Annotated in this window: 12 protein-coding genes; 8 read left to right on the forward strand and 4 right to left on the reverse strand. The window is 36.0% G+C overall.

Annotated features, from left to right (window positions below):
• The first annotated feature begins 47 nt into the window (after window positions 1–47).
• The gene (locus tag ACFJGY_RS01210; protein WP_379967103.1) at window positions 48–1,577 is read left to right on the forward strand and encodes a hypothetical protein; all 1,530 of its coding nucleotides are present in this window, start codon (window positions 48–50) and stop codon (window positions 1,575–1,577) included.
• A gap of 18 nt (window positions 1,578–1,595) precedes the next feature.
• On the opposite strand, the gene ACFJGY_RS01215 is transcribed toward ACFJGY_RS01210, so the two are convergent.
• Window positions 1,596–2,894: a M48 family metalloprotease gene (locus ACFJGY_RS01215; RefSeq protein ID WP_379967106.1), complete on the reverse strand. Its 1,299-nt coding sequence runs from the start codon at window positions 2,892–2,894 to the stop codon at window positions 1,596–1,598.
• An 81-nt stretch (window positions 2,895–2,975) separates the two neighbouring features.
• Here ACFJGY_RS01215 and ACFJGY_RS01220 point away from each other — a divergent pair, with 81 nt between their 5' ends.
• Window positions 2,976–4,115 (forward strand): serine hydrolase domain-containing protein, encoded by a 1,140-nt coding sequence (locus tag ACFJGY_RS01220; protein ID WP_379967109.1) that lies wholly within the window; start codon window positions 2,976–2,978, stop codon window positions 4,113–4,115.
• Between the two features lie 95 nt (window positions 4,116–4,210).
• Here the strand turns inward: ACFJGY_RS01220 and ACFJGY_RS01225 are convergent, their stop codons facing one another.
• Complete coding sequence (locus ACFJGY_RS01225) at window positions 4,211–4,840, reverse strand: TetR/AcrR family transcriptional regulator (RefSeq protein ID WP_379967112.1); 630 nt, start codon at window positions 4,838–4,840, stop codon at window positions 4,211–4,213.
• Between the two features lie 196 nt (window positions 4,841–5,036).
• Here ACFJGY_RS01225 and ACFJGY_RS01230 point away from each other — a divergent pair, with 196 nt between their 5' ends.
• Genes ACFJGY_RS01230 through ACFJGY_RS01245 form a run of 4 tightly spaced genes read left to right on the forward strand, consistent with a single transcriptional unit; the run spans window position 5,037 to window position 7,396 of the window.
• Window positions 5,037–5,660 carry a TatD family hydrolase gene (locus ACFJGY_RS01230; RefSeq protein WP_379967115.1) on the forward strand — a complete coding sequence of 208 codons (624 nt, stop codon included), beginning with the start codon at window positions 5,037–5,039 and terminating at the stop codon, window positions 5,658–5,660.
• Entirely contained in the window at window positions 5,653–6,378 is a 726-nt protein-coding gene (locus tag ACFJGY_RS01235) for a ThiF family adenylyltransferase (protein ID WP_379967118.1), read from the forward strand. The genes ACFJGY_RS01230 and ACFJGY_RS01235 overlap by 8 nt, the downstream gene beginning before the upstream one ends.
• A gap of 8 nt (window positions 6,379–6,386) precedes the next feature.
• Window positions 6,387–6,758: a ribonuclease P protein component gene (rnpA, locus tag ACFJGY_RS01240; protein ID WP_379967121.1), complete on the forward strand. Its 372-nt coding sequence runs from the start codon at window positions 6,387–6,389 to the stop codon at window positions 6,756–6,758.
• Window positions 6,759–6,802: 44 nt separating this feature from the next.
• Entirely contained in the window at window positions 6,803–7,396 is a 594-nt protein-coding gene (locus ACFJGY_RS01245) for a DUF4126 domain-containing protein (protein WP_379967124.1), read from the forward strand.
• Window positions 7,397–7,446: 50 nt separating this feature from the next.
• On the opposite strand, the gene ACFJGY_RS01250 is transcribed toward ACFJGY_RS01245, so the two are convergent.
• On the reverse strand, window positions 7,447–8,793 hold the full coding sequence (locus ACFJGY_RS01250; protein WP_379967127.1) for a DUF5689 domain-containing protein: 1,347 nt from the start codon (window positions 8,791–8,793) through the stop codon (window positions 7,447–7,449).
• Between the two features lie 31 nt (window positions 8,794–8,824).
• Entirely contained in the window at window positions 8,825–11,707 is a 2,883-nt protein-coding gene (locus ACFJGY_RS01255; RefSeq protein ID WP_379967130.1) for a carboxypeptidase regulatory-like domain-containing protein, read from the reverse strand.
• A gap of 222 nt (window positions 11,708–11,929) precedes the next feature.
• Here ACFJGY_RS01255 and ACFJGY_RS01260 point away from each other — a divergent pair, with 222 nt between their 5' ends.
• Both ACFJGY_RS01260 and ACFJGY_RS01265 read left to right on the forward strand, forming a co-directional pair.
• On the forward strand, window positions 11,930–13,135 hold the full coding sequence (locus tag ACFJGY_RS01260; RefSeq protein WP_379967133.1) for an endonuclease: 1,206 nt from the start codon (window positions 11,930–11,932) through the stop codon (window positions 13,133–13,135).
• Between the two features lie 131 nt (window positions 13,136–13,266).
• Entirely contained in the window at window positions 13,267–13,692 is a 426-nt protein-coding gene (locus tag ACFJGY_RS01265) for a DUF6146 family protein (RefSeq protein WP_379967136.1), read from the forward strand.
• Window positions 13,693–13,697 lie beyond the last annotated feature (5 nt).

The following is a 13,697-nucleotide window of genomic DNA, read 5'->3' on the forward strand; positions in this document are numbered from 1 at the left end:
AGATACGGAATTTTTATTTTTTTAGTTTTGTGGCAGAAAACAATTCCATGAAAAAACTTTCCATTCTGTTGACGATTTTCCTGTCATCAATTCTATTTTCACAATCTCAGGATCTTTATGCGCTGGCAAAAGGCGAATATCTTGGTTTCAATGCGATATTTGATCAAAAAGAAAATCTTTTTGGTTACGTTTCTCTGTATTCTTACGGTAAAAGCAGTGATAAAACAAAGAAATTCGAATATGTAATCCTCGACAAAAACCTGAATCCAATTGCCAATAAAGAATTCGAAGGTGACATCACAGCCGGCGATTATTTCGGATATATGGATTTCCGAGGAAACATTATTTTGAAACCTTCCAGTCTTGATCGGGAATTTGTGACAAATAAAACAGTTTTCACGCCTTCTTCTATGATCATCGATCTGAAAGATAATTCTATCAAAAGAAAAATCTATTATGATTATGACAATGGAAATTTCAAAGAAATAACAGAGCAAAAATCCTGGAAAAGCGCCAAAAAAGAAAACAAAGAGGAGAAAAAAACAAAAGGTTACAATTACATTTCTTATGTGGTGGAAATCAAAGAAGGCGGCTACATTGCTGTGGAATATAATGATTACGGAAATTACATTAATCAGAACAGTCTGATCAAATTTGATGAAAACAAAAAGGAAGTCTGGCGATACAAATACAACGAAACCGGAAACAAGAAACAAGGCGAAGAGATTTCTTTAATTGATAAAGATGAAAAGAATCTGTTTTTCCTTGTCAAAAAAACTGTAGAAAAAAACAAACAGTATTTCCTGCTAGTTCTTGACACAAAAACCGGCGAACAAACGAGTATGAAAAAGATAGATGTTTTGAACAATGAAACTCTGGATTACATTACCAGCCTGTTTTCGTACAGCTTCGGTAATATTGATAATGATAAAATCATCGATGATAAAATTGTCATGCTCGGGAATCACATCACTAATAATTTCAGAAAAATTGGTTACACAAGATTGCTGATTGACAAAAAATCTTTTGAGACCAGCGTCCAGGATCTTGATCACCTAGATCTTACTGTAGAAATTCCAAAAATAAAGGAAAACGGAATGGTAGAATCCGGATATTTCCTGGAACCGAGAGATGCATTTTTCTTAAAAGATGGTAGCGTGGGAATGATATTGGAAAAATACAAACCTGAAGGCGAATACAGCGCGCCAAAGACGACAGACCTTGTGTACGTCTTTACAGATAAGGATTTCAAGAAAAAAGGCGTTAAGATTTTTGAAAAAGAAAAATCAAAGTGGTCCAACTCCGATTATCTTTTCTCGCAATATTTGAATGATGGGAAAGACGTGGTTTTCTTCTACAGAGATTACGTGAAAGATTCTGCTACGAAAGAAAAAAACTGGAATCTTTACATCAACACTTTGATTGACGGCAATTTTAAACAGGAAATTGTTCCGATTTCTGCCAAAGACGATTTTACGGTTTTGCCTTATGTTGGAAAAGAAGGTTACATCTTGCTTAGAGAATTCAATAAAAAAGAAAAGTACAATAAGATCCGTTTAGAACGACTCAATTACTAAAGTAAAAGTCTCTGTAAATCAGAGACTTTTTTTATAATATTCGGCAATATATTTGATGTCATCCAAACTCAGATTCCACATAAAATTGAGAAATTGCTGATAACTTTCGGTTTGATTTTTAGGATCTACTCTGTCCAGATAACGGTTTAGTTTATAGCTTTTCCTGGCCTCGTAGATTTTTTCAAAGTTCTTTCCGAGCCAGTATTTATAATAACCTTTTTCAGAATCTTCGTTTTGCAAAAATTGTAGGGCAGAATAAATTCCGGCACCATAATCTTCTGACTGATAGAAATTAGGAAGGATCTCCAGCTTTGCAATTTTCGCCAGATCTTTGAATTCTGCAGAAGGTTCTTCATTTTTATTTACAATATTCTGTTCGGGAAACTGTTTGTCCAGATATTTAATTCTAAGATCGATTTCCGGATGAGAAGATACAGAATCCTGATCGATTCTTTCTTTGTAATGAGAATAATCGTAGGTCGAAAAATCTTCCTTCTGCAGCCATTTTTCTTTAAAAGGATGATCCGGCAAATCGAAAAACTGTTTGTACATTTCGGTTTTCAGAACCCGTGGAGAAATGGTATCGAATTTCTTCAGAGCTTGCAACGCTTTTTTAAATTCCGGCTTTGAAAACTGAGACTTGCTGAAAAAAACATAGCCCAAAGAATCTGCCTCGTTCTCGTGGCGTCTCTTCTGTGCACTGAATTTGTACAGTTTTCTCTTATAAACCTGATAGGCTTTTTCGCCCTTATTGTTGGGTGTCAAGGCCAGACTTTTCACTTCGTCTTTGCCGCTTTTCTCGAGTTTCATATCCGTTAGCTGAGTTTTTATAGTATGATCTAAAAAAAGATGTCCCAACTCGTGACAAATTACCGAAGCCAGCTGATCCTGATTATCCACCCAATTGAAAAGTCCCATATTCACAGCCAGAGTCCCATCGCCCAGGCAGAATGCATTTGGAGCATTATCTTTTGCAACCAAAACCTTTAGATTTGGAAAGTTGAGTGAATTGCTTTTCAGAATCTGATTTACAGTCTGGTCAACAAACTTATTGAATGGCGTGTTGAAAACATAATTCTTACTTTTAACCTCGTCCTGAAAATATTTTTGATATTCCGATAGAGTATTTGAAAGATCTCTGCCTGTTTTACCACCGTATTTTTCCTTTTGTTTTTTATTATAAGCCTCACTGTCTTTTATATAACTGGTCAGGAAATTTTTCCGCATTAGGTAATCCGCTGTATCAATCGGTTTATAATTCTGAGCGGAATTAAAGGAGAAAATGCCGAACATCAAAATCAGTAAAATTTTTCTCATCAATAAAATTTTAACAAAAATAATCTTTTCCCATTATCATGATTACATAATCTATATTTTTGTAACTAAACTCCTATTCCAATGCAAAAAGTAATTAAAGCGATCCTGCTGATATTAGCCTCGGTAATTCTTGTGATCTATATTACAGGTTACAATTACCTTTTTCGTGGAATAAGATTGACCTATCTAAAAGGAGAAAGTAGTTCTACAATAGACGATGGAGAGTATTTTTCTTCTCATACCATTTCTAAAGGCATTTCAAAACCCTGGCCGGAAGATATTAATTACAATAAAATAACTTTGTCTCCGAAATTGGTAAAACACCTGAAAGAAACTGAGTCTGTTTCTTTTCTCGTGATCCAACACGGGAAACTTCTACAGGAACATTATTGGGATGGATACAAGAAAAATACTGCCAGCAATTCCTTCTCTATTGCAAAAACAATAACCGCTTTACTTTTGGGAAAAATGATAGATGACGGGAGAATCGCAAATATTAACCAGAAATTCTCAGACTTCTATCCGGAATTTTCCGAAAAAGAATTCGGTAACAATTTGACTTTAGCTAATCTCGCTTCTATGGAAGCAGGACTGGATTGGAAAGAAGATTATAAAAATCCATTTATGCCAAATGCATCTGCCTACTATGGATTTTCTTTAGCTGAAGTTGTGTTTCAGAATAAATTCAAACAAAATCCCGGAGAAAAATTCGAATATCAGAGTGGCGCCTATCAATTATTAGGATTTGCGATTGGCAGAGCAACAGGAATGCCGCTTGCTTCCTACGCCTCTGCAAAACTCTGGAAACCTCTCGGAATGGAGCAAAATGCAGAATGGTCGACGGATGATCTTGGCATTGAAAAATCTTTCTGCTGCATCCAATCCAACGCAAGAGATTTTGCAAAAATCGGATCATTACTTTTAAACCGAGGAAAATTTGAAGGAATGCCCTTGATAGACGAAAATTTTGTTGACAGAATGATCACGCCAACAGAAAATTCAAATGGTGTTTATGGCTTAGGTGTCTGGACCAATTATGATTCCCAAATTCACCACTATTATCTCCGCGGACTTTATGGGCAATACGTTATAGTGGTTCCGGAATATGATATGATCATCGTAAGACTGGGCAATAAAGAAGGCGCAGAGAAAGATTCTAAAAACCGTCCAAAAGAAGTTGAGTTTTACATCAACGAAGCTTTGAAACTGTCCCAAAAATAATAAGTTAGTTTTATAATTAAAACCACAACAGGCACAAAGAATTATTAGAATTTGAAGATTAAAAAAAATTTGTTTCTTTTATAGTTGAAAAATATTTAGTCTGTATCATAATCCAAAAGGGCAAAAACACTCAGCAGAATGCTGCCTCTCAGCTTTTGCTCCGCTTCTTTCATATATTGCGCATCTGTAGTTGCGGGAATATAGAGTTCATAAAAATTCCTGTTTCTTATCACAAATAATGTGGAGCCAATGATCATCGTCAAAATATCTTCGGATTTTGGTGCATTATGAAAAACACCGGAAACGATTCCTTTTTTCACGATATCATCTATCCTGGTCACACAGATCTGATAAAATTCCAAAAGATCATCTTTCACGTTTTCCAAAGTCCGGATTTCCTGAGTTACAAAACCGTGGAAATAACTGTATTTGAAAAGCAGGGAAACAATATAATTAATAATTTCTTTCATCTGCATCTCCGGCTTGCCTTCTTTGATTGTTTGCGCAAATTCAGAAAAACTTTCTTTTGTCCGCTGAACACGGTACTGGTAAAGATAAGACATCATCTTTTCTTTGGATCCGAAGTAATATGAGATCATTGCCACGTTGATATTGGCCTTTGTACAAATATCCCGTACAGAAGTCCCATCAAAGCCTTTTTTGGCAATTAACTCTTCTGCAACATCAAGAATGTTGATTTGTTTTTCTGTAAATTTTTTCCTCATTTTTTGTGAAAGATCTTATGTAAAATTAACAAATTTTTTGAATAATTAACAGATAATTTACAATCATTTTTAAGATGATTACACTTGCGTCCTTGAAGATGAGATTATCTATTCCAACCTGAAATATCGGTAACACAATCAGGCCAGGCTGCAGCATTCTTCTTTACAAAAATGCTTTAATTCCTTATCTTTGATTATGGATTTTTTGGATTTTCATCATCATCAACGTGGTAAAACCGGGATTTATAATCTTGGTCTTAACGGAGAGACCCCGATTGGGAAGTTCTCCGTTGGTCTTCATCCAAAAGATATTACCCATAACTGGAAACTGGATTTTGATAAAATTAAAACAATTTCTCTTTCCGAAGACTGTCTTGCGATTGGAGAATGTGGATTGGACGGATTAATTAACGTTGATGAAGATCTTCAAAACCAAATTTTTCATGCTCATATTTCGTGGGCAGAAGAAATCAAAAAGCCGATCATCATCCATTGCGTCAGACGATTTTCCCAGCTTTTACATTTCAAAAATGCAAAAGTCCCTTTGATTGTCCACGGTTTCAATAAAAAAGAAAATATTGCTCTGGAACTTTTGGACGCCGGCTTTTACCTGAGTTTTGGATATGCAGCATTAGAAAACTTATCTTTGCAAAATATAATTAAAACTATTCCCATCCAAAGATTGTTTTTGGAAACAGACGATTCTGATTTTGAGATTATTAAGCTTTATGAAAAAGTGTCGGAACTCAAATCAATCTCTTTGGAAAACTTAAAAAACCAAATGTGGGAAAACCTGGAAAATATTGTTAGCAATGGATAAATTTTGGCTGGAGCGCACCGAATTATTGATAAAAGAAGAAGGCATAGAAAAACTACAGAACGCAAAAGTTTTGGTAGTTGGTTTAGGAGGCGTTGGCTCTTTCGCAGCAGAATTTTTAGCGAGAGCTGGTATCGGAAAGATGATAATCGTTGATGGTGACATTGTTGATATTACTAATATTAATCGGCAATTGCCTGCTCTTCATTCAACAATTGGTCAGCACAAAGTAGAATTGGTTGGCGACAGATTGATGGACATTAATCCTAAACTCGATCTGACAAAGATCAATGAATTTCTGGAGCCGGAAAGGATGGAATCGCTTATCAAATCAGAAAAATTTGATTACGTTTTGGATTGCATCGATTCTTTAACACCAAAAATCGCTTTGATCATCGCGTGCCGAAGAAGTAAAACCAAGCTTGTTTCGTCTATGGGCGCTGGCGGAAAATCTGACCCAAGCAAAGTTATGGTGCGTGATATTCATAAAACCAACAACTGTTTATTGGCAAGACAAGTGAGAAAACGTTTGAAAAAACAGAAAATTGACAAAGGTTTCCGATGTGTTTTTTCTACTGAATTACAGGATGAAGAGAGTTTGAAAATGACGGATGGAAGTAATTTTAAACGTTCATTTTATGGAACAATCAGCTTCATTCCGGCCATATTCGGGTTGTATGCCGCTGCAGAAGTTATTAATTATCTAACCGGAAAAGAGTAATTTTCCAAATGAAAATAAACAGCTTTCCAACTCACGAAAAACTGAAAAGAAAATCAGAAATAGACCATCTTTTTAAAAAAGGTAAGTGGCTGACTGTAGAAAACATCAGAGTAATTCATATCAAATCTTCTGAAAGTTTTTCTGTTCCTTCGCATAGAGTTGGCGTTTCTGTTTCTAAGAAATTTTTCAAAAGAGCGGTTGACAGAAATCGTATAAAACGCTTACTTAGAGAATGTTACCGATTAAATAAATCCATTTACATAGAAGCATTCGGGGAACGATCTATCGTGATGCTTTTTTGGGCTTCTAAAGATATGCCTGATAATTTTTCCGTCGTTGAAAAACAGTTTCTCAGTCTCTGCAAAAAGAAATCTGAATAATATCATTAATTAATTTGTAATTTTAATCATAAACAAAATTACAAATGGCTGATATTTTACCTTACTTATTAAGTGCTTTTATAGGAATTGGATTGGCGGCAGCTTCCGGTTTCCGTGTATTTTTACCTTTATTTGCAGTAAGCCTGGCTTCTTATGCAGGCTGGATCCCGATGGGTGATAACTTTGCCTGGCTGTCCGGATTGCCAACGCTCATTACCACAGGAGTAGCAACAGTAATAGAAATTCTTGCCTATTACATTCCCGTGGTTGATAATTTTCTTGATACCTTGTCTATCCCATTGGCCACAATTGCCGGATCTGTTTTATTTGCCAGTCAGTTTATGGAATTGGGGACATTTCCCCAGTGGGCATTAGCATTGATAGCCGGCGGCGGAACTGCTGCAACTATTGCTTCCGGTTTTGCCGGGACACGAGCCGCCTCTACAGCTACAACTGCAGGAATCGGAAATAATCTGGTTGCTACGACAGAAACTGCGGGAGCCGGATTGATGTCTGTTTTATCAATATTTCTTCCTGTGATCGCTTTTATTTTGGCGATCACGTTAATCGTTGTTGTATTATTTTTCGGACGGAAGCTTTGGCGGAAACTCAAAACAAATAATTCCGGAATATTCTAAAATAAAAAAAGACCGCTGATTAGCGGTCTTTTTATTTACTAAAGATAAGATTATTTTGTTACAATAACTTTCACATTATCAATCTCCCAAGTTGCCGCAGCAGAAGTAGTAGATGTATATTTGAAAGCAACATTTACGTTTTTACCTGCGTAAGCTGTAAAATCAATAGCACCAGAATTTACAAATCCGCTAAAAGAAGTAGTTGTATCTAATATTGGATTCAGTTTTGTCCAAGTTGTTGTGCTTGGGTTTCCTGTATAGTTCTCAGTTACAAATACTTCGATTTCATTTCCTGCATAACCTCTATCAGTTTCAAAAGAGAAAGTAGCAGTTTTTGCACCGGCAAGAGAGATCGCTTTTGAAACCAACCAATCTTCATTGGCTTTATTTCCGCCATTGAATCCGTTCATTGCAGCACAAGGTTTTGGATTTCCAAAAGCAGCGATGTACCAAGATTCTGCACCGGTAACACTCACTGTTGACCAGCTGTTTGTTGCAAAACTATTACTGGCAAAAGTGTCTTCAAAAACTGTTGCTGGTTTTGGCAGTCTGTCTTTTGTGAAATTGATATCACCAGAAGCTCTGATTACATTTTGGTATGCAGAATTATATTTACTCACTACAAATGTAATATCACCACTTTTATTTGGAATCTGAAAAGCTGGTTTGAAGAAACCGTCTGTTCTTACAACAGCAGTTTTTCCTGCAAGATTCTCAATATGTCTGTCTGTATCAATTGGTGTATTAGAAGCATCAACATCCATTAAGTTTTTACCAACTTCAGAATCGATGAACTGAACATCTTTAACAGTAACCAAAGTATTGATGTACTTGTCATTTGCAATCTGATCAAGAGTTACAACTGTAGGCGTAATTTCTACGATATCTAATCCATTTCCATTACAAACTCCGGACATAAATCTACCTACAATAGATCTGGGAATTCTTCCGATAGCATAGTTAGGATCAACTGCTCCCAGTTTCAAAACACCAGCATCTTTACCAAGAACAAGTCCATTGGCTTTGATTCTGATGTGCGCTCCTGCTGGAAAATCTGCAAAGTTACCTGAGTTATCAATTTCTATTTGCAGTCCAACAGTTGGATTAACTGGTTTATCCTGAAAAGAAATAGTTTTGTAGAAGTTTCCGCTTTGGTCAGACGATACTACATAACCATCAAAAATTACAGGAGCAGAATCTGGCAAATTTGGGAAAAGCTTTGTCCCACTTGCCGGAGCCATTGCAACAACTTCTGCCATTGTATAGGTAGTTGCATCAAATTTGTTGTTACAAACAATCTCTGGAGCATCCCAATTATCATCCTGGATACAAGAGATCTGGGTCGCAACTAAAACAGCCGCACCAAGACTCATTTTGAAATATTTTTTTATATTCATTTTATTGCTTTTTTAAAATTATTAATTTTTTTTAGAATCTAACTTGTAAGTTTACGAAATATGAACGCCCTTGAGTGTACCAATATTTTGGTGCAAAGTTTGGCGTTTTGCTGTTATAATCATTTTCGAAATCTACGTTTCCGTTGGAGTTTCGTATTTGCTCAAATCCACCTGTTATATATTTTGTGTTATCCAAAATGTTATTAACAGAAGCAGAAATCAATAAATAGTATTTTCCAAAGATCCAAGATTTCCCAACATTCGCATTAATGAAATGCGCAGATGGAAGTTTTTTCTGTCTCATATAATAATCGATCTTTTCCTGAGTCAAATTAGTATATGGTGTACTGCTTGCGTTATTTTGAATCCACTCATCACTTCTGGTAATAGCATTTGGGTCCAGATTATTATCATCCAGATAGTTCCAGTTTGCACCAACCCACCAATAATGAGGATCACTGTAACGCAACCCTGCAGAGAATGCTTTTTGAGGCGTTCCACCAACTTTCATTCCCTTAATGTTAGTTTTTCCATAAGCAACATAAGGTGCTGCAACCACATCAGAAGCAAAATAAACAGTCGGATTGTTTCTGTAAGTATAATCACCCCAGTTGGCAACCCCTTGGAAAGATAGTGTTGGTAATATCTTATAATCCACGCCGAATTCGGCACCCATATTTCTCTTGTCTACATTAGACATTGTCTGCACTACAAATGCACTAGCGGTTTGATCTGCAACACCAGTATTCTCGTCATTGGTACTTGTGGCAAGGCTAAGTCCGTCTGCAAAGAATCTCTGCACATTTGTGTCATCCTGAGTATCAACAATGTAACCAGTTACTCTCATTTTAATTCTAGGTGTAGACATTACATAGCTCAAATCATTAGCATTGATTTTGGTATTTTTAATACCCGGAGCTGCATAATTATTATTTCTTGGATTAATGAAAATATCTTCCAAGAAAGGTGCTTGTGTAAAATAGGCACCGTTGTAAACCAAGAAGTTTCTACCATTCAGTCGATATACGATCTGGCTCTTTAACCCATAGTTCCAATAGTTGAAATCCTGGCTTTTTCCAAGAGATGTATTTTGATATAAATAATGCTGGAATAAACCTTCTCTGTTAGAAGTCGAATATCCGAATAAACCGCTTACGAAAACATCAAAATTTCCTGTCGAGAATTTAATACCTGGATTAACTTTTACTTCCTGTCTTCTCAGGATATAATTATAACTGATTCTATCTCCTACGTGTTTTGCAAGACTAGTATCGTTCACATCATAAAGACCGGAAGAACCTTGTCTGTTAGATTGTGCAAATGGGTCTACTGCTAATACATAGTCAGCTCCTAACATATCATTAACTTCTCTGTAGTATTCTGAACGGTAATTTTGGTAAGAGACATTCAGCAAGAATTTAGACTTGTCAGAAAAATTGTATGTATAATGTGTAGCCGCATTCCAGATTTTATCATCGCTTACATCATCTACCAAGAAATATTTAGCTCTTCTTCCTGTTAAACCATATCTTTTTGCCATATCAGCCTGATCCACAGCATCATTAGACATGTTGGTTTTATACATAGCATTCCAATTCAGCTGGGTAACATCCTCGTTATTATTTTGCCAGTCACTCAATGCAGCAACACGGCCAGCTTCTAATGTTGCATATAATGCAGGATCAGTATTATTGTGATATGCATTGTAATCTATACTATTAGAAAAATAACTTGGCAACTTTTTATAATAAGTTGGCGATGGATTTTGTACATTCTGCCAATCCAATCTAGATCCTCTGTCTTTTCCAAACTGATAAGAAACAGAAGTCCAAAGATTAGAATTTTTATTAATTTTTAAGAAATCCTGTAATTGAAAAATCGGCTGGAAAGCTTTTCTAACTCTTTCATTTCTTTTCTCTCCATTCTGCCATCCCCAATATGAGTTGTAATGTACGCCTCTATAGTCATACACTTCTTGCGTATTTGGGCTAGAGGTAGATCTTCTTGTTGGTGAAGCAAAAGCATTGAAAGTAATGGTATGGTTATTACTGATTTTTTTCTCAACACCCAGGTAAGTTCCGTAAGCATCATAGAAAGTTCCATCCTGGATTCCCTCTTCTGCCCATCTTTTAGCACCCATCACTGTAAATGCCCATCCGCTTTTTGACATTCCGGACGTATATCTCAAAGAGACTCTTTGTCTGTAATTTCTATTCGTAATGGAATAAACTGCCTGGAAACCTTTTCTGTACTCGCTGGCCTTTGTATTTTTGTAAATTACGCCGCTAGCACCTCCGAAAGCATATTCAGACGGGGAATGATTGGATGCAATTTCCGGATATCTTACAATTTCGTTAAGACCTCCCCAGTTAGAAAAATCTACATTTCCATTATCAGATTTCACCATAGAAACGCCATTCAGTATATTTTCGGAAGTTCTTCCGTCAACACCTCTTGGTCGGAACCAGTAGGCACCAAGGTCAAAACTCGCAATTCTGTTGAAAACATCTTGCGAAGATTGTAACAGACCAACGGTTGAAGATTGGTTGCCTCCTTCATCATCACCATTATCAAGGATTGCAAGACCTTGATCTGCTCCAGTTAGTGTAGAATAAAGGGTAATAACACCCAGGTCTTTTCTTTTTTCTGTGGTGATGTCAAATTCCAATGTTTTTGTTTCGAAATTTGGTTTGGTTACCACAATCTGATAATGTCCGGTTTTAAGATCCACAAACTGGAAATATCCAATTTTATCTGCCGAAACACCATTACCTTCTCCTTTTAGATCCACTTGTGCTTTCTCCACCGGTTTCCCGTCAGCATCTTTCAGGTATGCAAAAACCGTAGTCTGTGCATAGTAAAATGATGCCGGAAGCATTGTAAATAAGGAGATTAATGATAATTTTTTAATCATAAATCAATTAGGTTTTGTTTGCTCTTTTTTTCTAATATACAGTCCGTTACGCACGGAACGCAAATGTAAATAAATTTTCGATAATTAAAACTTTTTAACATTTTATTTATTTTAACAAATTGTCAATTAATTGCGACTTTATTATGAATTTTCAAAAACTTGAAATTTTTATTTTGCAACAATCCAAAAAAAATTACTTTTGTAGCCTTACATATTTTATTTATGAAAAATATTTTAAGCTTAATTGCTTTATTTAGTATCTCATTATTATTTGCACAGCAAAAGAAACAAGTTCGCGCTGCAACGGTTGGATTTCTGAATGTGGAAAATCTCTGGGATACCGTTCGATCCGCTGATTATATAGATGGAACAAAGGATATTAGCAATCCCGCTTTCCACAGAAGTGTGCCTTTGGATTCTGTAAAATATCTGGAAGTAACAGAGAAAGATTACAAAGGACCCTGGAATGATCAATCTCTGATTGGCAAAAAAGTCGTTAGAATCCAGGGCGGTTCTGAAGAGTTCACACCAAAAAGTGGTAAAAATTACGACTACAAAATCTATAAGCAAAAATTACAAAACGAATCAAAAGTGATTTCCGAAATGGGAAGGGCTTATACAAACACAGCTCCTGTTGTTGTAGGGATGATAGAAGTTGAAAACCGTCAGGTAATGGAAGATATTGTAAAAGAACCTTCACTTGCTAAATATGATTATGGTGTTATCCATTATAATTCTTATGATTACAGAGGGATTGATGTTGGTTTCATTTATCAGAAACGAAGATTTACACCTTCAAAATCCTGGAAAAAAGAAGTGAAAATCTTTGGAAGCGAAGGGAACAGAGAATATACCAGAGATATTGTGGTATTAACCGGTTTTCTTGATAACGAAAAAGTGGCATTTTTCCTAAACCACTGGCCATCCAGAAGAGGTGGTGAAGCGGCTTCCCTTCCAAAACGTAATGCTGCTGCTGCAATCCTGAAACAACAGATGGATAGCGTAAAAGCACTAGACCCTTCTACCAAAATGTTTGCAATGGGTGATTTCAATGATGATCCTATCAGTCCAAGTTTAAAAAATTATCTGAAGGCTGTCGGCAATCCGAAAGATCTTTCAGAAACAGCACCGTATCTTAACCTGATGTATCCTTTGTATAAAAATGGCGTGGCATCTTTGGCATACCAGGATTCTCCGAACCTATTCGATCAGATTATTGTTTCTTCTAATTTATATTCTCCGAACAAAGAAGTTAGAAAAGATTACACGGTTTTCAAAGCTGAGATCTATGCACCTGCTTATCTGGTAACAAAAGAAGGTAATTACAAAGGTTATCCTTTCCGATCGTGGAGTGGAGATCAGTTTACCGGCGGTTATTCCGACCACTTTCCTGCATTTGTGGTTCTACAAAAAGATCCAACTCCTTAATTAATTAATTTCAATCATATGAACCGTTTCAAATCTTTGGAACGGTTTTTTGTTTAATTAAGTTATATATTTATTCCGACGGTTATAATGACTTTTGTAAGATATATTTGTCACTTAGTAAATTTCAAAAAATGAAAAATTTAATTATTATGATTATACTTTCCGCATTCATTTGGTCTTGTTCTGCTAGCACCAAAAAACTGCCGGAAAACCAGAAACCATCAATTGCCACTCAGAAGAAAACAGATTCTGCCGACGAATGGGAAATAACCGTTTTCGATGCAGAGTATGAAAATTTTGTAGCAACTCGAGCACAGCCAAAATCCATGTTCACAGAATCCAGCCTCAAATCCAGAAATATTATTTTGGTCAACGAATGGAATTCCAGATTCTATTCCGGTGTCAATCCAAATTTTTATGAGGTCGCCATAGATTATGATCAAAAAGAAAACTACGGGCTAGATTTCGAATACAGACTGTATCAATTCTTTGCTTACTGCAATTGGAAATACGGAATCCGCTTTACCGGACTCAGAGGAATTGATAAAGTCAAATAGAAAAA

Origin of the sequence: Epilithonimonas sp. UC225_85 (assembly GCF_042695135.1) — a bacterium.
GTDB lineage: Bacteria > Bacteroidota > Bacteroidia > Flavobacteriales > Weeksellaceae > Epilithonimonas.